At 69.1% G+C, this 23201-nt stretch carries 25 protein-coding genes; 15 read left to right on the forward strand and 10 right to left on the reverse strand.

Annotation, left to right across the window (positions count from 1 at the left end; genetic code table 11):
* A partial coding sequence (locus KUG38_RS01365; protein ID WP_216918708.1) for an S-layer homology domain-containing protein occupies positions 1 to 261 on the reverse strand: 261 nt, incomplete at its 3' end.
* Positions 262 to 422: 161 nt separating this feature from the next.
* Positions 423 to 617 (reverse strand): hypothetical protein, encoded by a 195-nt coding sequence (locus KUG38_RS01370; protein ID WP_216918709.1) that lies wholly within the window; start codon positions 615 to 617, stop codon positions 423 to 425.
* Positions 618 to 781: 164 nt separating this feature from the next.
* Here KUG38_RS01370 and KUG38_RS01375 point away from each other — a divergent pair, with 164 nt between their 5' ends.
* Together KUG38_RS01375 and KUG38_RS01380 are read left to right on the forward strand one after the other, a co-directional pair.
* Positions 782 to 1834 (forward strand): imelysin family protein, encoded by a 1053-nt coding sequence (locus KUG38_RS01375; protein WP_216918710.1) that lies wholly within the window; start codon positions 782 to 784, stop codon positions 1832 to 1834.
* Entirely contained in the window at positions 1834 to 3111 is a 1278-nt protein-coding gene (locus KUG38_RS01380) for a di-heme oxidoredictase family protein (protein WP_216918711.1), read from the forward strand. The genes KUG38_RS01375 and KUG38_RS01380 overlap by 1 nt, the downstream gene beginning before the upstream one ends.
* Positions 3112 to 3114: 3 nt before the next feature.
* Here the strand turns inward: KUG38_RS01380 and KUG38_RS01385 are convergent, their stop codons facing one another.
* Positions 3115 to 3837, reverse strand: coding sequence for a DUF305 domain-containing protein (locus KUG38_RS01385; protein ID WP_216918712.1), 723 nt, complete (start codon positions 3835 to 3837; stop codon positions 3115 to 3117).
* Positions 3838 to 3909: 72 nt separating this feature from the next.
* Here KUG38_RS01385 and KUG38_RS01390 point away from each other — a divergent pair, with 72 nt between their 5' ends.
* Positions 3910 to 4197 (forward strand): winged helix-turn-helix transcriptional regulator, encoded by a 288-nt coding sequence (locus tag KUG38_RS01390; RefSeq protein WP_216918713.1) that lies wholly within the window; start codon positions 3910 to 3912, stop codon positions 4195 to 4197.
* Between the two features lie 169 nt (positions 4198 to 4366).
* Positions 4367 to 4777, forward strand: coding sequence for a hypothetical protein (locus KUG38_RS01395; protein ID WP_216918714.1), 411 nt, complete (start codon positions 4367 to 4369; stop codon positions 4775 to 4777).
* A 39-nt stretch (positions 4778 to 4816) separates the two neighbouring features.
* Here the strand turns inward: KUG38_RS01395 and KUG38_RS01400 are convergent, their stop codons facing one another.
* The 4 genes from KUG38_RS01400 to KUG38_RS01415 form a co-directional block, all read right to left on the reverse strand.
* Entirely contained in the window at positions 4817 to 5209 is a 393-nt protein-coding gene (locus tag KUG38_RS01400; protein ID WP_216918715.1) for a DUF302 domain-containing protein, read from the reverse strand.
* A 56-nt stretch (positions 5210 to 5265) separates the two neighbouring features.
* Positions 5266 to 5913, reverse strand: coding sequence for a DUF305 domain-containing protein (locus KUG38_RS01405; RefSeq protein WP_216918716.1), 648 nt, complete (start codon positions 5911 to 5913; stop codon positions 5266 to 5268).
* Positions 5914 to 6027: 114 nt separating this feature from the next.
* Positions 6028 to 6456 (reverse strand): heavy metal-responsive transcriptional regulator, encoded by a 429-nt coding sequence (locus KUG38_RS01410; RefSeq protein ID WP_216918717.1) that lies wholly within the window; start codon positions 6454 to 6456, stop codon positions 6028 to 6030.
* Positions 6457 to 6549: 93 nt separating this feature from the next.
* Positions 6550 to 6768, reverse strand: a complete 219-nt coding sequence (locus KUG38_RS01415) for a CsbD family protein (protein WP_216918718.1) — start codon at positions 6766 to 6768, stop codon at positions 6550 to 6552.
* Positions 6769 to 7231: 463 nt separating this feature from the next.
* Here KUG38_RS01415 and KUG38_RS01420 point away from each other — a divergent pair, with 463 nt between their 5' ends.
* From KUG38_RS01420 to KUG38_RS01450, 7 genes are all read left to right on the forward strand, one after another.
* Positions 7232 to 8989: an alpha-amylase family glycosyl hydrolase gene (locus tag KUG38_RS01420; RefSeq protein WP_216918719.1), complete on the forward strand. Its 1758-nt coding sequence runs from the start codon at positions 7232 to 7234 to the stop codon at positions 8987 to 8989.
* 73 nt (positions 8990 to 9062) lie between these two features.
* Entirely contained in the window at positions 9063 to 9866 is an 804-nt protein-coding gene (locus tag KUG38_RS01425; protein WP_216918720.1) for an N-formylglutamate amidohydrolase, read from the forward strand.
* 3 nt (positions 9867 to 9869) lie between these two features.
* Positions 9870 to 10709, forward strand: coding sequence for a transglutaminase-like domain-containing protein (locus KUG38_RS01430; protein WP_216918721.1), 840 nt, complete (start codon positions 9870 to 9872; stop codon positions 10707 to 10709).
* Complete coding sequence (locus tag KUG38_RS01435) at positions 10706 to 11434, forward strand: proteasome-type protease (protein WP_216918731.1); 729 nt, start codon at positions 10706 to 10708, stop codon at positions 11432 to 11434. The genes KUG38_RS01430 and KUG38_RS01435 overlap by 4 nt, the downstream gene beginning before the upstream one ends.
* Positions 11435 to 11484: 50 nt before the next feature.
* The gene (locus KUG38_RS01440; RefSeq protein ID WP_502988671.1) at positions 11485 to 12045 is read left to right on the forward strand and encodes an esterase/lipase family protein; all 561 of its coding nucleotides are present in this window, start codon (positions 11485 to 11487) and stop codon (positions 12043 to 12045) included.
* A 27-nt stretch (positions 12046 to 12072) separates the two neighbouring features.
* Entirely contained in the window at positions 12073 to 13155 is a 1083-nt protein-coding gene (locus KUG38_RS01445; protein ID WP_216918722.1) for a glycosyltransferase family 2 protein, read from the forward strand.
* Between the two features lie 2 nt (positions 13156 to 13157).
* Complete coding sequence (locus KUG38_RS01450) at positions 13158 to 13625, forward strand: glycosyl-4,4'-diaponeurosporenoate acyltransferase CrtO family protein (RefSeq protein ID WP_353617690.1); 468 nt, start codon at positions 13158 to 13160, stop codon at positions 13623 to 13625.
* A 15-nt stretch (positions 13626 to 13640) separates the two neighbouring features.
* Here KUG38_RS01450 and KUG38_RS01455 read toward each other — a convergent pair whose 3' ends face one another.
* Positions 13641 to 15842 carry a beta-glucosidase family protein gene (locus KUG38_RS01455; RefSeq protein WP_216918724.1) on the reverse strand — a complete coding sequence of 734 codons (2202 nt, stop codon included), beginning with the start codon at positions 15840 to 15842 and terminating at the stop codon, positions 13641 to 13643.
* 459 nt (positions 15843 to 16301) lie between these two features.
* On the opposite strand from KUG38_RS01455, the gene KUG38_RS01460 reads away from it, so the two are divergent.
* From KUG38_RS01460 to KUG38_RS01475, 4 genes are all read left to right on the forward strand, one after another.
* The gene (locus KUG38_RS01460) at positions 16302 to 16490 is read left to right on the forward strand and encodes a CAB/ELIP/HLIP family chlorophyll-binding protein (protein WP_502988672.1); all 189 of its coding nucleotides are present in this window, start codon (positions 16302 to 16304) and stop codon (positions 16488 to 16490) included.
* A 97-nt stretch (positions 16491 to 16587) separates the two neighbouring features.
* Entirely contained in the window at positions 16588 to 18690 is a 2103-nt protein-coding gene (locus KUG38_RS01465) for a copper-translocating P-type ATPase (RefSeq protein ID WP_216918725.1), read from the forward strand.
* Positions 18687 to 19130, forward strand: coding sequence for a cupredoxin domain-containing protein (locus KUG38_RS01470; protein WP_216918726.1), 444 nt, complete (start codon positions 18687 to 18689; stop codon positions 19128 to 19130). Before KUG38_RS01465 ends, KUG38_RS01470 begins: the two co-directional genes overlap by 4 nt.
* A gap of 186 nt (positions 19131 to 19316) precedes the next feature.
* Positions 19317 to 20372 carry a YcgJ family protein gene (locus KUG38_RS01475; protein ID WP_502988673.1) on the forward strand — a complete coding sequence of 352 codons (1056 nt, stop codon included), beginning with the start codon at positions 19317 to 19319 and terminating at the stop codon, positions 20370 to 20372.
* Between the two features lie 6 nt (positions 20373 to 20378).
* Here the strand turns inward: KUG38_RS01475 and KUG38_RS01480 are convergent, their stop codons facing one another.
* Positions 20379 to 20897 carry a hypothetical protein gene (locus tag KUG38_RS01480; protein ID WP_216918728.1) on the reverse strand — a complete coding sequence of 173 codons (519 nt, stop codon included), beginning with the start codon at positions 20895 to 20897 and terminating at the stop codon, positions 20379 to 20381.
* Between the two features lie 60 nt (positions 20898 to 20957).
* Positions 20958 to 23201 (reverse strand): tandem-95 repeat protein (locus KUG38_RS01485; protein WP_216918729.1); only part of this gene is annotated, 2244 nt, incomplete at its 5' end.

A 23201-nucleotide genomic window follows, 5' to 3' on the forward strand; every position in this document is an offset into this window, starting at 1 on the left:
GTAGGTGCCGTTCGGGTAGCCGGCGACGCAGCCGTAGCGCTCGATCAGGTTCGAGAGGGCCTGGAAGGCCCAGTCGGTGGGCTTGACATCGGAGAACTGGTTGATGCTGGTGACTTGCTCCTGGCTCTGTCCCGCTGCGGACCTGGCGTAGCGGTTGACGCCCTCCAGGTTCAGCTCGCCGGCGCTCGCTCCGAGCGGGGCCAGGGGGGCCAGCAGGCCGGCGGTGGCGAGGGGAAGCAGGCGGCGCAGGGGAACGGTCATGGATGGTTGATCACTTGGATCAAGGAATGGAATGGAATAGACGCGCTGGAGAGGCCAGCCCCTGGGGCAATGCTCTGGGTCAACGCTGAGAACGATAACTGTTATCAGTAAAGTGCCCAGGGCGCGGGACCGGTTGTGCCGCCGTCCGGGCCCGTTCCCCCTCAGCCCTCACCGCCCTCGCCCCCTTCGCCGCCTTCGTTGTGGTACTGAACGGCGCCGCCCCCGCCGTTTGGCTGCCCGGCGGCCGGTGTAGGGGCTTCGTCACTGTCGGGAGCCTTGCCGCAGCCCGCCGCCATCCCGGCGACCAGCCCGGTGGCGGCCAGAAACAGGGCGAGGCTGGTGCGAGGGCGTGCCATGGACGAACGGCGTCGGATGCTGCCGAGTGTGCAGGCCCCCGCCAGGGAGGGCCGCCTCGAAAGGGACAGCCGACGGTGCCATCGGTCACGCCGCCGGGTGCCCCGTCTCCAGTCGCGTCGGGGGCGGCCGGTGGACAGTGCCGGTACACGCCTGCGGCCTGACCGTGACCCGAGCGCGCCACCTCACCCCATCGACCCGTGCGACCCTCCGGCGCCGAGCCCTGGCCCTGGGCCTGCACCTGTGGCTGGGCCTGGCTGTGAGCGGATGCGGTACCCAGAGCCGCGCCGAGGCGCCGACCCCGCAGGCGGTGGTCGAGAGCTTCGTCGCGACGGTGGTGCAGCCCAATGCCGACGCTCTGGTGGCGCAGACGGCGGCCCTCCAGGGGGCGATCGCGCGCCTCTCGGACCAGCCGACCGAGCCCCATCTCGAGGCGGCCCGCCAGGCCTGGCAATCGGCACGCCGGACCTGGGAGACCAGTGAGAGCTGGGCCTTCGGTCCGGCGGAAACCCAGGGCTTCGACGGGGCGATGGACGACTGGCCGGTGAACCGCCGGGACCTGGCCACGGCCCTGGCCGGTGGCCCGTTCACGGCCGCCACCTTCGCCGCCCTCAGCGAGACCGCCAAGGGGTTCCACGGCATCGAATGGGTGCTGTGGGGTGGTCGCACCGGCACACCGCCCAGCGCCGCCCAGCTCGGCCCCAACGATCTGGCCTACCTGCGCCTGGCGGCCGGGGATCTGCACCGCCAGGCTGAGGGGCTGCGGGCCAGCTGGTCGGGGCCAGGGGGATTCGGTGCCCGGATCAGTGACCCCGCCGAGGCGGGTACGGCCGTGCAGGAGATGCTGCAGGGGGTGATCGGGCTGCTCCAGGAGGAGGGCGACGAGAAGCTCGGCCAGCCGCTGAAAACCCGGGATCCCCACGCTCTGGAGAGTGCCGACAGCGGTAACACCCGCTCGGATCTGCTGGCCAACGTGGAAGGGGCCCGCCGCGTGCTGATGAGCACCGGCCTGCTGGACTTGATCCGCCAGCGGGACGCCGACCTGGCCCAGCGGATCGACACCCAGACCGCCCGGGCCGTGGATCTGGCCCGGGCCTTGCCGGACCCCGTCAACGACCACCTGGACGATCCGGCCTCCCGCCGGGCGATGGAGGACCTGATCAGCCAGCTGCACAGCACCGCGGCGCTGGTGGAGCGCTCGGTGCCCCTGGTCTCCTGATGGCCCGTTCCTCCCGGACTCTGCGACGGGTCCTGCTGGCGGCCCTGGCCCTGGCCGTGGTGCTCGGGTTCGGCCTGCGGCAGGTGTGGGGGGCCGCCGATCCCCAGCAGGCCGCCGGAGCGATGACGGTGGCCAACCGCACCTCGGCCTCCTTTGAGCAGCCGGCCGCCGGCCTCACCCCCGCCGAACGGGCGCGCCACCAGGCGGCCGACGTTCTCTTCGATCGCACCCATGTGCCCCTGGACGGGGCCCCCGGGGCGGGTCTGGGGCCCCGCTTCAATGCCGCCTCCTGCGTTGCCTGCCATGTGCGCAACGGCCGCGGCCGCCCGCTGATGGGGGAATCCCTGGTGCGGGTGGCGCTGCGGGACGGGCAGCCGGTGCCGGAGCTCGGCCGCCAGGTGCGGGACCGTGCCGTGCTCGGGGCCCGGCCGGATGCGGCCGTGACGGTGGGCTGGCAGGAACGGGATGGCCTGCGCCGGCCGCTGGTCCAGCTGCAGGCGGACCCTTCCCTCGACCTTTCCGAACGGTCGGTGGCCCGCTCCCTGCGGGTGGCGCCGCCCCTTATCGGCCTGGGCCTGCTGGAGGCGGTGCCGGAGGCGGCGATCCTGGAGCACGCCGATCCAGGCGACCGCGACGGCGACGGGATCTCGGGCCGACCCCACTGGCTTGACGAACCAGGGGGGACGCAGCGGCTGGGGCGCTTCGGCTGGAAGGCGATCTCCCCGTCGCTTCAGGAGCAGACTGCGGCGGCCCTCCTGAACGACATGGGGCTGACCAGCCCGGGGGACATCGGCCGGCGGGAGCTGGATCTGATCACCTTCTACAGCCAGACCCTGGGGGCGCCGCGCACCGCCCTGCCGGCCACAGGCCCGGTGGTGCGGCGGGGCCGGGAGCTGTTCGACAGCCTGCAGTGCGCCCGCTGCCATGTGCCGCAGCTGGCCACCGGCCGTTTAGCGGCAGCGGTGGCCGGGGTGATCAACGGCCAGACCTTCTGGCCCTACACCGACCTGCTGCTCCACGACATGGGCGCCGGCCTCGACGACGGGGTGGCCGAGAAGGGGGCTCCGGGGAGGGAATGGCGCACGGCTCCGCTCTGGGGTCTGGGCCTGGCCCAGCGGGTGAATGGGTCGGTGGGGTTCCTCCACGACGGCCGGGCCCGCAGCATCGAGGAGGCGATCCTGTGGCACGGGGGGGAGGCCGCCGCCGCCCGGGAGCGCTTCACGGCCCTGGCCCCGGAGCAGCGCCGCTGGTTGCTGAACTGGCTGCAGCAGCTCTGAGTCTCAGAGGGCGAACAGGGCGTCGTAGCGGCCGTACTCCGGCTTGCGCAGGCCTTCGGTCGCCAGCATCCGCCGCAGCTGGATGATCTCGGCGCGCTGGGCCACGATCACGTTGCGCGCGAAGCGCCGGATGGTGGGATTGGTGCTCTTGGCCAGGGCGTCGTGGGCCATGATCAGCGCCCCGCCGTGGTGATGGAGCATCCCCTCCAGGAACCAGACCACCCGGTTGTCCGGGCTGGGAGCCTCGCCCATCATCCGCATCCCGTCGATCTGGGCCTGGCTCATGCGGGTGAGGCCGCCCAGGTTGTTGGGATCGCCGCCTTGGGCCAGGGCCACCGGATACACGGGCGCCTGGGGATACCAGGCCTTGCGCCACAGCCCCATGGCCCGGATCTCGCTGGCCTGGTCGCGCCAGATCGTCTTGCCCAGGGCCCCCACCCCGGGCTCCCCGATGCCGAAGACGAACTCGCTCATCCGCAGGGCACCGGTGTGGTGCTGCACCATCCCGTCGATGAAGCGCAGGTCGTAGGTGGCACCGGCGGGGCCCACGTCGTGGGCGTGGCCGGCGTGGGCTGGGGAAGCGCCAGCCGGTGCGGCCTCGGCTGGTGCGGGGTGCTGGTGGTGGTCGTGGTCCATGCCGCCGTGATCCTGCGCCAGGGCTGGGGCCGACAGGCCCAGAGCAAGGACGGCCCCGAAGAGGGCGCGGGAGAAACGGCGGCGGCGCATGGGGTCTCGGGAGGAAGCCTCACCGTATGGTCTCCACTTGGCTGGAGAGTCAAGGCTCCCGTGCTCCGGCCAGTGGCACCGACCACGGAGGCGGATCCGATCGAAGCCACCGCTTTCGTGCGCGCCGCCCTCCGGGTGCTGGAGGGGAAGTGGACGTTGCCGATCCTCTGGCAACTGCGGCAGGGCCCCCAGCGTTATGGCGATCTGCGTCGCCTGATCCCTGAGATCAGCGACAAGCTGCTGACCCAGCGCCTGCGTGACCTGGAGGGTGATGGGCTGGTGCTGCGGCAGGTGACTCCGGCCAGGCCGCCCCAGGTCAGCTACAGCGACCACGGCCGCACCCTGATCCCGGTGATTTAGTCGCTCTGTGCCTGGGGGCAGCAGCACGGGGTGCGTCAGGGTCGCCGCGACTGACCCGTCAGGGTCGGTGCCGCCATCCGGGGGTTCCGCCCCCCAGGACAATCGTCTGATGCAACAGGTTCAGAAGGGTCCTAGGGATGGCAGCCGCAGGCATCGAAGAGATGCGTGGATGCGCCCCGTCCTGACCCTCTCGCTGAGCTGGTGGTGGTTGGCAGCTCCGGCGATGGCGGCTGAATTCGAGGCGTGTCGGAACCTGCTGGATCACCGCCATGCCCTGGCCGAGCAGGCCATGAAGGCCGAAATCGCCCTGGTTCGAAGCATCCGTGAACGGATCTGCCCGGTCCTCAGCCAGCAGGCCGATGGGGCCAATGCCAACGACCGCAACGAGCCAGTCATCGACTACCAGGCCCTGATCGACTGCCGCCACAAGGCGGAAGAACAGCTGCTGGGCAGCCAGCGGGTTCTCTACGTCAACCGCCAGCAGTTCAGGTTCTATACGGCGGCCGGAGCCAGGCTGGCCCGGCAAGCCGATGGGCTGGCTCAGGAGTTGCGGGATGGGGAGTGTTCCCAGCTGCGTTGACCAACCGCCTGCGGCCACACGGTGCCGCCCGGACCCTGATCAGGCCGCAGCCGCTTCGATGATCGCGGTGGTGGCGGCTTCCACCGCCCGGGCCACCTCCTGCAGGGACGGATCACTGGACAGGCCCGCCAGCATCACCCCGGGGCGGAGCATGCCGATGCGGGTACGGCCGGCTTCGGTGTAGACCGAGATCCGGCAGGGCAGGGCCATGTTGAGCGCCATCGTGGTGGCGAGCACCGCAGCGGCCTGCTGGGGATTGCAGACCTCGAAGATGCGGCATTCCTCCGGGAAGGCCAGGTCCTTGCTGCGCAGCGTCTGGCCCAGGTCATGCACGGCGAGCACGCCGAAGCCGTGGTCCGGCACCGCCTGCAGCAGGGACGCGCAGGCCTCCTCGAAGGATTTCGTGGCGTCGAGGATGAAGAACGGATCCATGGATGGGGCCTCGCAGGTTCGGGGTGCAGCCAGGCCAGGGCCGGCCGGCAAGCGGATCAGGGCGTCCCGTACCAGCTCCGGTACCACCCGGCCATCTGCTCGATCTCCTCGCTCTGGACCTTCACCATCGCCTGCTGCAGGGCCTGCAACTGGGGATGCTGGCTGCCGGTCTGGGCCATCGAGGCCATCATCACGCCCATGCGGTGGTGGGGAATCATCTGCTGGATGAAGGCGCGATCGAAGTCAGGGGCGTTCTTCAGCCAGGCGATATCGGTGCCCGTTCCGCCCATGCCACCCATGCCCATCATTCCCATGCCACCGCCATGGCCCATCGCTCCGCCCCATGCCGGCACGGAACCGCCGAACCAGGCGCGGTACCAGGTCCGCATCTGGGCGTTTTCCTGGGTCTGGCTGGCCTTGATATGGACGGCCAGAGCTCTGATCTCCGGCCGTTTCGCCCGGCTCAGGGCCAGATCCGCCATGGCGATGGCGCCGTCATGGTGGGGGATCATCATCACGATGAAGTGCTGATCCATCGACGGACGGGCCCCCTGCCCGGGTCCGCCTGCCGGCGGAACCAACGGGGCCGGGGGGGCCGGGAACGCCGGAGCCCCCAGGGCCAGGATCAACGCACCGAGGCCAGCGGCGGCGGCGCGACGGGCCGCCGGCTGGGTGCGGCGGGATGGGGGGCGGGCAGGGTCCATCGGAGCATCTCCATGGCTGGGTCCTGCCTTCAGCATGGGCAGGGAATGGGGCGCTGAAGCGACTCCGACCCAGGGCTTCACCGGCCAGGGGGCGGACGGCGCCGCCCCCGGCTCTCAGACGTGAAGGTTCGGGCAGATCACGTCGCTGTCCTTCGGTGGATGGCTCTGCCAGCCGGCCAGCAAACCCTGCAGTTCCGTCCTGAGCTGGCGCAGCTCCTGGATCTGGCCATCGATCCGTTCGATCTGGCGTTCTAGCTGCCTCTGGATGTCGCCGCAGGGCAGTTCACCGGCGTCGTGAACCGCCAGACAGCCCTTGATCTCCTCCAGGCTGAGCCCCAGGGTCTTGAGGCGGCGGATGAACTCCAGCCGCTGCAGGCTCTCCTCGGCGAACAGGCGGTAGCCGCCCTCGCTGCGGCCGATCGCCGGCAGCAGTCCCAGATCCTCGTAGTACCGCAGCGTCTTGACCGTCATCCCGCTGCGGCGGGCCAGCAAGCCGATCTTCATGCCGGTCTTCACGCCGGTCTTCATGCCGAGGGCCTGCATGGCTCCGACTCTCCATCGTGAGGGAGAGTCTAGGCGGGGCGGTCCCGGTGCGGACGGCGTCAGCCCCGGGGCTGACGCGCCGCCCGGGACCGTTCAGCCCTTGTCGTCGGCCAGTTTGGCGGCGGCATCACTGACTTTCCTGGCCACCGCCTTGGCGCCCTCCTTGAGATCCTCGGCGACATTCATGGCCGTGGCCTGGACCTGTTTGGCCTTGCCCTTGATCTGGTGGCCGGTGTCGCCGGTCAGATCACCCAGTGCTGATTCAAGTCTGCCTTCGGCATCCTTGGCGGCGGCGTCGTTCTTGTTGGTCATGGTTCCGTTGGTGATGGGTCTCGATGCTGTGCAGATCGTCAGGGACAATCCCGAGGGATGGTGTCGATGTCTGTCCTCCTCGCACCCCTGGAAGCTGCCTCTCCAACCTAGGGATTCCTGCGGGATCCGCGTGTCGAGTGGGGCCCATCATGGCCTTGGTAACCGCCGGACGGATCCCGCAGATGAGTGCTGGCAGGGAAGGCCGGCTGGTCACGATCGATGCTGCTCCTGATGCAGTCTGCAGCAATCATCTGCATGCTTACGGCTTCACTGCCTCGGCCGATTCATCTTGCCATCACCCCTGCTATCCCGCTTCCATTCCGCCCTTCTCCGGTGCTGCAGATCAGCGGCCTGATGGTGCACCACTGAGGCGGTCGTCCTGTGAAAGAGTGATCTCAGCGGGGCCTGAACCATGGCACAACCGTTGGTGCAACAATCTGCGCAACAGTCAGCGCAACAGGGAATGGGGGCCCTTCCCTGTTCGAATGGCGTGGCCTTCCGGGTCTGGGCACCCCACGCCAGCGGGGTCTCCGTCGTCGGCACCTTCAATCACTGGGACGCCAGCGCCCATCCGATGCAATCGGAGCCACGGGGATACTGGTACGTCTTCATTGACAGCGCCAGGATCGGCGACCACTACAGCTACCAGTTATCCACCGAATGGGGTGTGATCAGGCGCATCGATCCCTATGCCCGTGAGGTCACCCACTCGGCCGGAGACTCGATCGTCCATGATCCCGGCTTTCCCTGGGACGATGCGGCGTTTTCCAGCCCGCTATGGAATGAATTGGTCCTCTATGAACTGCATGTCGGCTCGTTCAATGATGATGCGCTCAGCCAGCCGGGTCAGTTCACGTCCGTCACGGCGCGGCTGGACCATCTGAAGCGGCTGGGGATCAACGCCCTTGAGATCATGCCCGTCGGCCAGTTCGCCGGTAACCGCTCCTGGGGCTACAACCCTTCCCAGATCTTTGCCGTTGATTCCGACTATGGCGGCCCCCTGGGGCTGAAGCGCTTCATCCAGCATGCCCACCAAGTCGGTATCGCGGTGATCCTGGATGTGGTGTTCAATCACTTCGGCCCGAGTGATCTCGATCTCTGGCAATTCGATGGTTGGTCGCAGAACGGCAAGGGTGGCATTTATTTCTACAACGACCACCGTGCCCGCACACCCTGGGGCGAGACCCGGCCCGATTACGGACGCGGCGAGGTTCGTCAGTACATCCTCGACAACGTGCGCATGTGGCTCGAGGACTACCACCTCGATGGCCTTCGCTTCGACAGCACCGGCTTCATCCACTGCATTGGTGATGCTGGATCCGAGGAGATACCGGATGGCTGGAGTCTCCTGCAGGCCATCAACGCCATGGTGGCCGGGGAATTCCCCGGCCGGATCACCATCGCCGAAGACATGCGCAGCAACGCCTGGATCACCAAGGATGTCGGGGCCGGTGGCGCGGGGTTCGGATCCCAGTGGGATCCCCATTTCGTCCAGCCGATCCGCCGGGCCGTCATCACGGCCATGGATGAAGACCGCGGCCTCGAGAGCGTCCGGGACGCGATCCTGCACCGTTACAACGACGATGCCTTTGAGCGCGTCATCTACAGCGAATCCCATGATGACGTGGCCAATGGCCAGTCCCGTCTTCCCCAGGACGTCAGCCCGGGGGATCCCACCGGCTGGTATGCCCAGAAGCGCTCCACCCTGGCCGCGGCCCTGGTGTTCACCTCACCGGGTATTCCGATGCTCTTCCAGGGTCAGGAGTTTCTCGAGGGGGGCTGGTTCCGCGATTCGGTTCCCGTCGACTGGGATCAGCGGGATGAGTTTCGCGGCATCGTCCGTCTGTATCGGGATCTGATCCGGCTGCGACGCAACGGCGAGGGGGTGAGTCAGGGCCTCTGCGGCCAGTTCACGCAGGTCTTTCACCTCAACGGTGAGCGCCGGGTGCTGGCCTTTCACCGCTGGAACCGGGGCGGTCCGGGTGATGACGTGGTGGTGATCGCCAACTTCTCCCACCAGCCCCTGGACGGCTGGCGCGTCGGTCTGCCCGCCGCCGGGGTGTGGAGGCTGCGCTTCAATAGTGACTGGCATGGCTACAGCGACAGCTTCGCCGGCCATCCGAGCGGCGATGTCGACGCTGTTCCCGGTGACTGGGACGGACTCCCCTGCCACGCGGCCTGCAGCATCGGCCCCTACAGCGCCCTGATCTATTCCCAGTGATCGGGGGCTCCCGCTGCCGCGTCGACCACGCCAGGCTGGTGGTGGCAAGGATCCCTGGCCCGAGGTCGTCCCGTTGCAGCACGAACCCTTTCTGGGGGCCGAAGACCCTCCGGTCTTCCGGATCGTCAACCCCGCCGGGCGCTCGGCGGTGCTGCTCACGGCCGACCACGCCGGCCGCGCCATTCCCCGGTGCCTCGGTGACCTGGGCCTGAGCGATCGGCAGCTGGCCAGCCACGGGGCCTGGGATCTGGGTGTGGACGGGCTGGGCCTGCTGCTGGCGGCGCGGCTCGACGCCTTTCTGATCCTGCACAGCTATTCCCGGCTGGTGATCGATGCCAACCGCCCACCCCAGGCACCGGATTCGATCGTCAGCCACTGCGAGCAGAGCGCCATCGCCGCCAACGTGACCATCGACACGGCCGGCCGTCAGCGACGGCTGGAGGAGCTCTTCCATCCCTACCACCGCCGCATCGCCGCTGAGCTGGAGGCGCGGCGGGGCCAGGGCCGGCCCAGCGTCCTGGTCACCCTGCACAGCTTCACGCCGGTGCTGGACGCCGAGGTGCGTCCCTGGCACGTGGGGGTGCTGCATGGCCGTGATGCCCGTCTGGCCCGCCGGGTGCGGCAGGGGCTCCAATGCGAGCGGGGCCTGCGGGTGGGGGACAACCAGCCCTATGCCGTCAGCGACGCCAGCGACCACACCCTGGTGGTGCATGGGGAGGGACGCCGGATTCCCCACGTGGAGCTGGAGGTGCGCCAGGACCTGCTGGCCACCGAGGCAGGCCGGCAGGCCTGGGCCCAGCGACTGGCCGGGGTGCTGGAGGCCGCCCTGGCGGAGGGGTTCCCGCCGCTCCCGGACGGTCCGGCCTCCGTAGGGTGATTCATGGACTCACCAGCTTCCGCCCCGGCGCAGCCGACCCACCCGATCGAGATCCAGGTGGGCTTCGACGTGGTGCTGCGCTTCCCAGCCCCGACGCCCCTGATCGTGACCCTGGGCGTGCACGAGAGCCGGGCCGCCGATCTTCGGGAGCCGGATCTGCTGCAGGTGGAGCCCCCGGTGACGCTGCATCCGTATGTGGACTCCTTCGGCAACCTCTGCCAGCGCCTGGTGGCACCGGCCGGCCCGCTGCGTCTTCACGGCCATGGGGTGGTGGTCGATTCCGGCCGTCCCGACCCGGTGCTGCCCGCTCTGGAGCAGCGGCCGGTGCCCGATCTGCCGGAGGACACCCTGCTGTTTCTGCTGGCCAGCCGCTTCTGCGAGTCCGATCTGCTCGCGCCCCTCGCCTGGTCCCGGTTCGAGGCGGCCCCCGGCGGCTGGGGGCGGGTGCAGGCGATCTGCGACTTCGTCCACCAGCACGTGCGCTTCGACTACGGCCGTTCCAGCCCGACGAAATCGGCCCTCCAGACCTTCGAAAGCCGGGAGGGGGTGTGCCGTGATTTCGCCCACCTGGCCATCGCCCTCTGCCGCTGCATGAACATCCCGGCGCGATACTGCACCGGTTATCTGAGCGATATCGCGGTGCCGCCGCCCCATACGGCCATGGATTTCCACGCCTGGTTCGAGGCCTACCTCGGCGACGGCTGGCATGTGTTCGATCCGCGCAACAACACCCCCCGCATCGGCCGGATCCTGATGGCCCGCGGCCGGGATGCGGCCGACGTCGCCCTCACCACCAGCTTCGGCCCGTCGGAGCTGGTGTCGTTCCAGGTGTGGACGGCATGACCTACTGCGTGGCGGTGCTTCTGGAGAGCGGCATGGTGTTCGCCTCGGATTCCCGCACCAATGCGGGGCTGGATGATTTCGCCAGTTTCTGCAAGATGACCGTGTTCGAGCGCAAGGGCGACCGGGTGCTCGTCCTGCTCAGTTCCGGCAGCCTGGCCGGGACCCAGGCGGTGATCGGTCTGCTGCGCCAGCGGGCCGAGGCCGGCGACGGGGAGCCGACGGTGTGGACGGCCCGGACGATGTTCGATGTGATGGTCCTGGTGTCGGATGCGGTGCGGGCGATCGAGCAACGCGACGGCCCCTATCTGAAGGCCTCCGGCTCCAGCTTCAATGCCTCCTTCCTGGTGGGTGGCCAGATCAGGGGCGAGGCGCCGCGGCTGTTCCGCATGTACGCGGAGGGCAATTTCATCGAGGCCGGCGAGGACACGCCCTTCCTGCAGACGGGTGAGGCGAAGTACGGCAAGCCGATCATCGACCGTGTCATCCATACCGACACGACGCTGGCGGAGGCCTCCAAGTGCGTGCTGGTCTCCTTCGACTCGACCATGCGCAGCAACCTGTCGGTGGGGATGCCCATCGACCTGCTCGTCTACGAGAAGGACCGCTTCGAGATCCTCCACCGGCGCCGCTTCAGTGAGGGGGACGCCTACTTCAGGGACCTCAGCGCCGAGTGGAGCGTGGGGGTGCGCAAGGTGTTCCGGGAGCTGCCGGAACTGGTCTGGTAGGCGGCCCGGGCCCCGCGGCCGATCCCCCTCCGTTGGTGCTGATCCACGGGATGTGGGACACCCCCCGTCTGTTCGATCCCCTGCAGCGGCTGCTGGCGGGGCGTCGCGGCCCCCTGCTGATCCCCCATCTGCCCCACCGCTTCGGGCTCACGCCGATCGAGGAGCAGGCCGACCTGCTCGGCCTCCATATCGAAGCGGCCTTCGGAGCCCAGCAGCCCATCGATCTGCTGGGCTTTTCAATGGGCGGGGTGATCGCCCGGACCTGGATCCAGCTGCGGGGCGGCCACCGGCGCACGCGGCGGCTGATCAGCGTGGGCAGCCCCCAGCAGGGCACCCTCACCGCCGGTCCCTGGCCCAGCTGGCCGCTGGCCGGCATCGCCGACCTGAAGGCGGGCAGCCCCTTGCTGGTGCGGCTCAACACCCAGCTGGCCACCCTGGAGCCCGTGGAGTGCTGCAGCTTCTACTGCCATCCGGATCTGATGGTGATGCCGGCCTGGCGTGCCGTGCTGCCGCTCGGCTCGGGCCGCTGCCTGCCGGTGCGGTACCACCACCAGCTGATGACCCACCCGGCCGCCCTGGAACCGCTTATTCACGAGCTGCTACGTCCCTAGCTTGGAGAGACAAGAGGGGTGCCGACCGTGGATCTGTTGGCCATCTCGCTGCTGGTGCGCTGGCTGCTCGGCTGGGCCCTGTGCCTGCGCATGCCCCGGCTTCCCGCCTCCAGGGTCCAGGGCCAGCCGACGGTGTCGGTGCTGATCCCGGCCCGCAACGAGGAACACACCCTGCCGAAACTGCTCGCCGCCCTGCGCCTCCAGAGCCTCACACCGCAGGAGGTGATCGTGATCGACGACCATTCCGACGACCGCACCGGCGCCATCGCCGCCGCCGCCGGGGTCACGGTGATGTGTCCGCCGCCGCTGGCCGAGGGCTGGTGCGGCAAGACCTGGGCCCTCCACCACGGCGTCCGTGCCAGCCGGGGTGAGACCCTGCTGTTTCTCGACGCCGACACCGAACCCCATCCCGAGTTCCTGCAGCGCCTCGTGGCGACCCAGCAGGAGCTGGGCGGCCTCGTTTCGGTGCAGCCCTTCCACCGCACCGAGAAGCCCTACGAGCTGCTCTCGGTGCTGTTCAACCTCGTGGGGCTGATGGCGGTGCCGATGGGCCGGGGCTGTGGGGTGGCCTTCGGGCCGGCCATGGTCACCAGCCGCAGCGACTACGACCGCATCGGCGGCCACGCGGCGGTCGCCGGCAAGGTGGTGGAGGACTGGTTCCTGGGCCACCTCTACGAGCAGGCGGGGCTGCCGGTGAGCGCCTACATCGGCCAGGGGCTGCTCGACTACCGCATGTATCCCGGGGGCTTCCAGGACATGGTGGTGGGCTTCGCCAAGAACTTCGCCACCGCCGCTGGGGAGGTGCGCTGGCTCTGGATGCTCGGCGTGATCCTGTGGATCTCCGGCCTGTTCTGGGCAGCCTGGTGTCTGCCTGCCTCCCTGCTGGGCTGGCCGATGGTGGGGGACACGGCCGTGATGCCCAACCTGTTGCTCTACGTCGCCTTTGCCGTGCAGCTGCTGGTGGTCACCCGCCGGATCGGTGACTTCGGATGGATCTGCCTCATCTTTCCGATTCCCGTGCTCTTCTTCCTGGGGGTGTTCGTTCTGGCGATCCTGAATCTCGAGCGGGGCACGATCGAATGGAAGGGCAGGCGGTTTCCGACGCGCTAGCGGTGCTGGCCTGCGCCCTGGGCTGGCTGCTGTGGTCGCTGATGGTCGGCTGGCTGGCCCACCGGCTGCCCCCGCAGGCGCTGGACCACGACACCTGGCTGACGGGACGGCGCCCCTGGCCGGAGAGCCGCAGCGGCTTCGAGAAGCGGCTCGCCATCCGCCGCTGGAAATCCCTGCTGCCCGATGCCGGCACGGCCTTCCCCGGGGGGGTGGCCAAGAACAGCCTGGTGGGCCGGGACCGCGCCACCCTCCAGCGCCTGCTGGCGGAGATCCGCCGGGCCGAGCTGGTCCATCTGGCCCTCTGGCCCTTCTGGATCGTCACGGCCCTGTGGCTGCCGCCGGCCGGGGTGCTGATCAACCTGGTGTTCGCGACCCTGTTCAACGTTCCCTGCCTCTGGCTGCAGCGCTACAACCACCTGCGGGTGGAGCGCGCCTTGCAGGGAGTGACCCGCCGTCCCGGCGAGGGCTGAGGGCTGAGGGCTCCCTCAGGGCCCCACCACTCCGCTCTCCAGGTCGAGATCCACGCCGATGCCGGCGTCCTCGGCATGGCGGGCCACCACCAGCCGGTGACGGCCGCCCTCCAGAACGAACCCGTCGCGGGCTTCGTCGAACCAGGCGAGCCGGCGCAGCGGAATCCTGATCAGCACCGGCTGGCTTCGGCCCGGCCCCAGGCTCACCCGAGCGAAGCCCGCCAGGGTGCGCTGCGGCCGCTCCACGGCCTCCCCGGGCGGCTCGACGTAGACCTGAACCACCTCGGCGGCCTCCACCGAGCCGGTGTTGGTCACCGTGACGGCCAGTTCCACCGCCGCCTCACCCCCCGCCGGGGTGGGGAGCCACGCCAGCCCCGGGTCGGTGTGGCTGAAGCGGCTGTAGGTGAGCCCGAAACCGAAGGGAAAGGCCGCCGGCCGCTTGCTGCGGGCCAGCCGCCGGTAGCCGTGCCAGAGGTCGTAGGTGATCTGCAGGGCCCGGGGATCGAACGGCGGCAGGTGGCTGGCCTCGGTGGGCACCGAAAAGGGCATCCGCCCCGACGGGGAGATCCGTCCCAGCAGCACGTCGGCGAGGGCCGCGCCACCCTGCTCACCGGGGTACCAGAGCAGCAGCAGGCCGGGCACCCGCTGCCGCCAGGCCTCGCACAGGATCGCCCCGCCGCCCATCAGCACCACCACCGTGCGCGGGTTGGCGGCGGCAACCGCCAGGATCAGGGCCTCCTGCGCCGGTGGCAGCTGCAGCACCGTGCGATCGCCGGAGGCGAAGGAGCCGCCGGCCCGGGCCGAACCGAAGCGCGTCACCCCGGCGACCATGGCCGCCACCGCCGTCCAGACCGGCAGCAGCCGGCGGCGGCCGCACAGGCGCAGCAGCCAGGCGGGGGGCGGCGCCTGGCGCAGGATCGGGGCCAGATCGCCCGGGTGGATGTGTTCCCCCTCGTGGCGCCAGTCCAGGCCCACCACCACCAGGGCCGCCTCACTGCGGGCCGCCAGGGCCGCGGCCCCGGCCGGATCGCTGCCGTCGTCGTGGTGCAGGCGCAGCTCCGGCGCCGCCGCCCGCAGTCCGGCCAGGGGCGTCACCACCGATCCCGGTGCCGGCCGGGTGTCGGAGGACCCCCGGTCCCCCAGGTTGGCGCTGTCCGCCAGCGGGCCGATCACCGCCAGCGAAGCGATGCCGGTGAGGGGCAGCACGTCGCCGACGTTCCGGAGCAGCACGATCGAGCCGGCGGCGGCGTCCCGCGCCAGCTGCCGGTGGGCGCGGCAGCCGCGCAGCGTCACCGGATAGGCGCCGGCGGGCACCGTGGCCTGGGCCAGGAGCATCCGCAGCACCGCCGCATCGATCAGGGCCTCCGGCACCCGTCCCGCCGCCACCGCCGCCGGCAGCGTGGCCGCGAAGATCATCCGGAAGGGCATCTCCAGGTCCTGGCCGGCCTCGATGGCCGCCACGCCGTCGCGGAGGCCGAAGATGAAGTCCGTGAGCACGAAGCCGCGGAAGCCCCAGCGGTCCTTGAGGATCTCCCGCAGCAGATGGGGATGCTGGCCGCACCAGGCCCCGTTGACGCTGTTGTAGGCGCTCATCACCGCCAGGGCGCCGGCCTCCACGCCGTCGCGGAACTGGGGCAGGTAGAGCTCCTGCAGCACCCGCTCACTTGCCTTCACATCGACGCGGAACCGTGCGCTGTCGATCGAGTTGAGGGCGAAATGCTTGAGGCAGGCGATGGCATGGCGCTGCACACCGCGGGTTGCCGCCGCCCCCAGGGCGCCCACGTGCACCGGGTCCTCGCCGTAGGTCTCCTGGGCCCGGCCCCAGCCAGGATGGCGCAGCAGATTCACGCAGATCCCGCCGAACAGGTTGGCCCCGAAGCTGCGCGCCTCCGCCCCCATGGCCTCGCCGATCCGCTCCTCCAGATCGACGTCCCAGCTGGCCCCGCGGCCGATCGGTGCCGGGAAGGTGGTGGCGCCGCCCTCCAGCACCACACCCCGGGGGCCATCGACGAAGTGAAGTCCGCCGATGCCCAGGCGCTCCACCACCCCGGCCGGCCAGGGGCGGCGGTGGGAGGCGTCGTGGAGGGCGATGGCCGCCAGGCCACCCCAGAACGGCGTGTCGCCGTCGAGCATGGCGAGCTTCTCGCCCAGGCTGAGCCGCTGCAGCTGGGTCCGGGCCTGCGTCTCCAGGCGACTCCAGTCGTAGCGTGTGGTCACGAATCCAGCCTAGGGGCGGGGCCTGCTGGCGACCTTTCCGCCGTGATGTGTGGATTGCGGCACACCCTCAGAGGCGTACGGGTTTCACCCTGATCGGCGCAGATTTTGTCCCTGTCGCTGATCGGAAGGGGGGGGCATCCGCCCGAAGCCAGGATCCATCCATCGTGGCGGATGAGCTTCAGGATTTTCTCCTTACGTTGTGGACAGGAAGCAGGCCTCTGACCCTCACGGATCAGCTGCAGAGTCGACAACGCTGACAACTTGCCTCGGTTTTCACTGGACTGGATGTCCAGGTGGATTCCCTCCAGCGTTTCTACTTCCCAATCCTCAACAATTTCACAACGAGATAGCACCATGGCAACTCCTGTGCAACGTTCGAAAAAGCTCCATGTCATCCACTTCGCTGAATCGGAAGGCGGCCGGTGGGATTCCGAAGGGTCCCAGCTCCTCGATCCACGGGTGATCGAGCCGCCCATGGTTGTGGCCGGTCCCGGCAGCGACAGCGGCTGGGGCTTCCACGGCCGCGCCGAACGCCTGAATGGCCGCCTGGCGATGCTGGGTTTCGGCATCGGCCTGGCGATCGAAGCCCTCACGGGCTCGGGCATCCTCCAGCAGCTGGGCTTCGGGGCCCTGCTTCCCCTGGGTTGACCACGGTGGTGGGGCGGAGGGCCCGTGATGGCTTGACTCTCCAGCCAGGGGGAGCCCATAGCGTGAGCCTGTCGCCCCCGGTGCTGGTCTGCCCCCGATGAGCCACTCCCCCACGGGCTCCGCCTGCTGCCACCCCGAGCCGGAGGCCACCACCGCGACGGCCATGGAGCGGGAGCTGGCCCATGAGCTCACCGTGTTGCGCCGCAAGCTGTCGGTGGCGGCCGTGCTCACCCTGCTGGTGGTGGCCGCCACCCTGCCCCACATGCTCGGCGTCCACCTCCAGTGGCTGCCGGGCTGGTTCACCAGCCCCTGGACCCAGCTGGTGCTGAGTTCGCCGGTGCTGTTCTGGTGTGGGCGGGAGTTCTTCACCGGCGCCTGGTCGGCCCTGCGCCGCCACAGCGCCGACATGAACACCCTGGTGGCCGCCGGCACCGGCATCGCCTGGCTGGCCTCGCTGGTGGCCACCGCCTTCCCGGAGGTGCTCACCGCCGAGGGCCTTCCGGCCGATGTGTACTACGAAACCGCCGCGGTGATCCTCACCCTGGTGCTGCTGGGCCGGTTGCTCGAAGCCCGGGCCCGCGGCCAGACCTCCGAGGCGATCCGACGGTTGCTCCAGCTCCAGCCCCCCACGGCCCGGGTGCTGCGGGAGGGGGTCGCGACGGAGATCCCCGTGGCGAAGGTGGTGGTGGGCGACCTGGTGCAGGTGCGTCCCGGCGAGAAGCTGCCCCTCGACGGGGTGGTGGTGGAGGGCAGCTCCTGGGTGGAGGAGTCGATGCTCACCGGTGAGCCCACGCCGGTGGCCAAGGGCCCCGGGGATGGGGTGATCGGCGCCTCGATGAACCGCAGCGGCAGCTTCAGCTTCCGGGTCACCCGGGTGGGTGCCAACACCATGCTGGCCCGCATCGTGGAGCTGGTGCGCCAGGCCCAGAGCTCCCACACCCAGGTGCAGCGCCTGGCGGACCAGGTGGTGGGCTGGTTCGTGCCGGTGGTCATCGCCATCGCCATCGCCACCTTCGTGCTGTGGTTCCTGGCCAGCGGCAACGTGGTGCTCTCGACGCTGTTTCTCGTCAGCGTGCTGGTGATTGCCTGCCCCTGCGCCCTGGGCCTGGCCACCCCCACGGCGATCATGGTGGCCTCCGGCAAGGGGGCCGAGAACGGCCTGATCTTCCGCAGCGCCGAGGCGCTGGAGACGGCCGGTGGGCTGCGCACCATCGTGCTCGACAAGACCGGCACCCTCACCGCCGGCCAGCCGGAGGTGACCGATTTCGAGCGCCTGCGCGGCGGCAGGCTGCCGGCCCAGAACCTCCTGGCCCTGGTGACCGCGGTGGAGTCGCGCTCGGAGCATCCCCTGGCCGAAGCGATCGTGGCCTACGCCTCGAGCCGTCATGGCGACGCGGTGCTTCCGGAGCTGGAGGCGTTCGAGGCCATGACGGGCCTTGGCGTTCTCGCCACCGTGGCCGGCCAGGAGGTGCGGGTGGGCAGCCCCCGCTGGCTGGAAGCTTCGGGCCTGGACACCGCCCCCCTCGATCCGGTGGTGGCGCGGCTGGAGCGGGCCGCCCGCAGCGTGGCCGCCATCGCGGTGGCCGGGCGGATCGAGGCCTGCTTCGGCATCGCCGATCCGATCAAGCCGGAAGCCCATGCCGCCGTGGCCGCCCTGCGCAAGCTGGGGCTGGAGGTGGTGCTGCTCAGTGGTGATGCCCGCCGCACCAGCGAGGTGGTGGCCGCCGATGTGGGCATCGTGCGGGTGATCGCCGAGGTGCTTCCCGGCGACAAGGCGGCGGTGGTGCAGCGGCTGCAGGAGCAGGGCCAGGGACCGGTGGCGATGGTGGGCGACGGGCTCAACGACGCTCCGGCCCTGGCCCGGGCGGAGGTGGGCATCGCCATGGGCACGGGCACCGATGTGGCGATCACCGCCAGTGACATCACCGTGCTCTCGGGCCATCTGGGCGGCGTACCGGCGGCGATCGAACTCAGCCGCCGCACCATGGCCACCATCCGCCAGAACCTCTTCTTCGCCTTCGCTTACAACGTGGCGGGAATCCCGATCGCCGCGGGCCTGTTGTTCCCGCTCACGGGTTGGCTGCTGAACCCGATGCTGGCGGGGGCCGCCATGGCCTTCAGCTCGGTGTCGGTGGTGAGCAATGCCCTGCGGCTGCGCCGCTTCCGGCCTGCCCATCGCTCCGTGGGGGCCGTGGCATGACGCCCCTCTCCGTCATCCCGTCTCTGGTCCTCTCGGCGCCCCTGTGGCGCACGCTTCCCCAGCCGCTGGCCCTGCGGGTGCTGGTGGCGGCGCTGGGGCTGGCCCTGATCGTCGTGGAGCTGTGGTGGTTTCTGGGCCGCCATGGCGGTGGCGTGGTGGCCAGCGAAGGGGAGCAGGGGGTCCAGGAGATCACCATCGCCGTGGATGGCGGCTACACCCCGTCCCAGATCCGGGTGAAGGCGGGCCGGCCCGTGGTGCTCCGCTTCCACCGCACCGATCCGAGCGGCTGTGTGGCCCAGGTGATCTTTCCGGACTTCCAGCGCACCCTCGACCTCCCCCTGGGGGTCACCACCAGCATCGAGCTGCTGCCCAGCCGACCGGGGCCTTACCCGTTCCACTGCGGCATGAACATGGTGCGCGGCAGCATCGAAGCCGAATGAGCGATCAGACAGCCCCGCCCCGGGGCCGGCGATAGCCACCTTGGCTGCTGATCCAATCGGTTGACATTTCTTCTGCTTTGATGCTGCAGATTGCATAGGGGCTGAGGAGCAAAAGGCCCTGATAGGGTGGGTTCCAATGATCAACGCATCATGAAGAGTCTCTTCAACGAAATTTACAACCTCAACATGTTCAAGCACACTCTTTCTCGCCCTCTCGCCAGGGCTTTCCAGCACGCAACGGTTCTTTTTGTTGCCCTTCCCGTTCTGGCGACATCCCCTGAGGCCTTGGCCCAGGGCAATCCCTGGGGATCCCCCACGCAGCAGCCCCAGCCCCAGCCCCAGAATTCCCCCTGGGGTGGCGGCGGGGGATCCACGGCTCCTGGCTACGGCCGACCGAACGGCAGATCCCTGACGTTCCCCATCCAGGGGGTGGTTTGTGACGGCTCCGTGAGCGTCTGTTTCAATGCCGGCGGTGCCGCCCTGGCGGAAACGGAGCAGGAATTCGGCCGCCGTGCGCGCCGCAATCTGGAAAACAATCTGGTCAACAATCCGATCGTCGATGTCACCTTCGCCAATGGCCGCTATTGCAACTTCAACCTGCGCGGTTGCTGGACGAACAACCAGCGCACCTCCTACGACCCACGGCTGAATCCCTGGCTGTTCGGCTCCAATCCCGGGGGCGGCAACCAGGGCGGCCAGGGAACGGTGATCGGAGGCTCCGGATCCACCTGGGGACCGGGCAACGGCCTCAACCCTGGACAGCAACCCATTAACAGCTTCCGCCCCCCGTTCACCCGCACCCGCCAGAGCGGCACCTGCGCCTGGACCAACGCCGGGATCTCCATTTACAACGGCACCTGCCGCTACGAGATCGTCCAGAACAACGTCAATGGCTCCAAGACCCTGGCCTTCACCTTCGACAGGCTGCCGGTCTCGAACCCGCTGCGCACCATTCGTTTCACGGCCCAGGGCAACAACCCCTGGAACATCCTTCTGCCGAACGGTTCCTCGGCCGCCGTTCAGTCCACGGTCAACGCCAACCAGTACAGCACCAACATCCAGCTGGGCTGGAGCAACGTGTTCAGCCTGGGCTTCCGAAGCTCCACCCAGGCCACCACGGCCCAGTTGAACCAGGCCCTGCAGCCGGTGGATGCCTATGGCCAGGTGCTGCAGGGCAGCGATTCCGAAGGATTGGGTCAGGCCCTGGGCGGGTTGCTGCAGCAGCTGTTCGGCGGCCAGTGAGGTCGCTCAGCCCGCCACCGGACCCAGACCCTCGCCGGCGTTGCTGAAGTAGCGGCGCAGGTTCACGCCCGCCTCGTGGGCGGCGATGGTGACCTGGAGTTTCTGCTCGGCGTCGAGGCCATCCCAGAAGGCATGGAACAGGTCGAGGGAGGCCTTGGCCGTCCCCACCACCCCCACCAGGGCCATCGGCGCCGCCAGCCAGGGGAACACCAGCAGCACCACCGAGAGCACGGCCCCCACGGCCACGCCGGTCCGGGCCGATTCCAGGCTCGTGGCCAGCACCAGCCGCACCTGGGTCAACCGGTCGATCTCGCCCCGCTTGCGCAGGGCTTCGGTGCGCAGGGCGCTGAGGAGCGCCTGGTAGGTGGCGTAGAGCAGCACCCCGCCGACAGTCGATTCCGAGACGAATTCACCGCCGCTGAAGGCGCCGCCGTTGCGGTTCAGATCCACCGAGGCCAGCCCCGCCAGGGGGGCCGCTTCCCAGCCGGCCCGGGGGATGCGGAAGGGATCGTGCTCGCGGGTCATGGCCTTCGGGACGAATGGCTTCCAGCCTGCCGTCACCGGGGGGCTGGGCGCAATGGCGGCTCACCCCGACAGCGGCGGCAGCTGGCCGGAGGTGGAGAACTGGTAGTTCCAGCTGCGGCTGGCATCGAAGGTCTGGTTGGTGAACAGGTCGGTGTAGATGGCGTTCCAGTTGGAGATCCCCCCGTCGCCCATGCCGATCGCCTGCACGTTCACGTTGCTGGCGCCGGCCCTGGCGGCCACGGTGTCGAGGGTGTTGTTGAGGGAGGTCTGGGCCTGGGCCCAGATGTCGACGCCGGCAGCCGTCGGCACCCGGATCGGGGTGCCGCTGCTGGTGTAGCGCAGTCCCGAGCTGAGGATCGGATCGCCGTCGAGCCAGGAGCTGGTGGGCAAGGCAACATTGGTGCCGGTCCAGCCCTGGCCGAAATCGGGCCGGTTGTCCCACCAGGGTCGCCGTTCTGGGCGGCCGTCGGTGATCATCGCCACCGACACGATCGTGTCGAGGGCGACGTTGGGCAGTTCCTTCACGAGCAGCCGGTCAAGGGCCACCAGGGCCCCGAGCATCTCGGTGCCGCTGTAGCGGTTGCCGCTGGTGCCGGGGGCTGTGTAGGCATCGAGGGAATTGGGCGCCGGTAGACCGCGGGCGATCCAGTCGGGGCTGGTGGTGGCCCCGTAGGTGACGTCGGGGGTCTGGGTGAGGAGCACATCCCGGGCCAGCAGTTCGCCGAAGTTGGGATTGCTGCCGGTGAAGGTGACCTCGCTGTGGGTGACGAGATAGCCGAAATCGATGGTGTGGATCGTGATCGACTTGGCATTGGTGCTGCTGCCGTCGGTGGGATCGTCCACCAGTTCGTAGTTGAGGATTTCGGAGGCGAGGGTCTGGCTGCTCGTCAGATTGGTGTCATCGAGGAAGGGCTGGAAGGTGGAGCTGCCCTTGAGGGTGTAGCCGTAGCCGGCAGCAGCCAGGGCCGATTTGAGGGTTTCGAAGGCCAGCCGGTTCTGGGCCTCGATCCTGGTCACGCCGCTGGGGTCGCTGCCCTTCATCGAAGTGGAGTTGTCGAGCAGCAGGTAGAAGTCGACGTGCCGTGGTGCCGGCACCTGAGGGTTGGGCGTAATGGCCAGGTTGTCGTAATCGATGGTCACCGTGGCTGGGTTGCTGATGGCCCCCTGCAGGTCCCTGATCGTGTACTGGATCGGGGTGGGATCGCCGATGAAGCCGCTCAGGGGGGTGAAGCTGATCTCCTGGGTGGCGGTGTTGACGCTCCAGGTGCCTTCCCCGGCCACCAGCAGCGACTGACCCGGCCCCGCACTGCCCACGATCGTGATCGAAGCGGGATCCAGGGGGGAATCGAGGTCGCTGTCGTTGTAGGTGATCTGGACCCTCGCGGTGGTCCCCGCTGCGGGTCGGATGGGTCCGCCGAAGACGTCGTCCCCGGCCACCGGTGGGTCGTTGACCGGCGTGACGGTGATCGAAAGGGTGGAGGAATCGTTGGGCCCTGAGCCGTCGGTGACGGCGTAGGAGATCAGGGGAACGGTGCCGTTGTAGTTGGCGGCCGGGGAGAAAGAATAGGAGCCGTTGGCGGCGATGGTGAGGCTGCCGACACCGGCGATGGTGATGGGGCTGCCGAGGGGGAAGGGACCGCTCTGGCCGGCGATGGAGAAGGACGCGATCGAGACCGGGCCATCGGGACTGGTGGTGCCACTCAGGAGGCTGCCGGTGGTGGTGCCGCTGTCCTCGGCGATGGAGAGGGTTTCGTTGGCGTCGCTGAAGTCGTCGTTGACCGGCGTGACGGTGATGGAGACGGTGTCGGAGTCAGAGAGGGGGGTGCCGCCACTGTCGGTGGAGAGAACGGTGAGGGTATCGGCGCCGTTGAAGTTGGGGTTGGGCAGATAGGAAAGGGTGGCGAGGGCGGCATTGATCTGGGCCTGGCTGCCACTGAGGGTGAGGCTGCTGGTGCCATTGCCCCCATTGCTGATGGTGGCGCCATTGAGGGCGCCAATGGTCAGGATGCCGCTGGCAACCGTTAATCGCGTGCTGGCGAGATTGCCATCGACATCATTAACGGAAATGACATTGGCCCCGTTAAAGAAAAGGGAGGTCTCTTCATCGATGCTCTGGCCCGCCGGGACGGTGTTGACGGGCGGATCGTTGACCGGCGTGACGGTGATCGAAAGGGTGGAGGAGTCGTTGAGGCCAGAACCGTCGGTGACGGCGTAGGTGATCAGGGGAACGGTGCCGTTGTAGTTGGCGGCCGGTGAGAAGGAATAGGAGCCGTTGGCGGCGATGGTGAGGCTGCCGACGCCGGC

This window comes from Synechococcus sp. CCAP 1479/9, assembly GCF_019038535.1.
GTDB lineage: Bacteria > Cyanobacteriota > Cyanobacteriia > PCC-6307 > Cyanobiaceae > Cyanobium.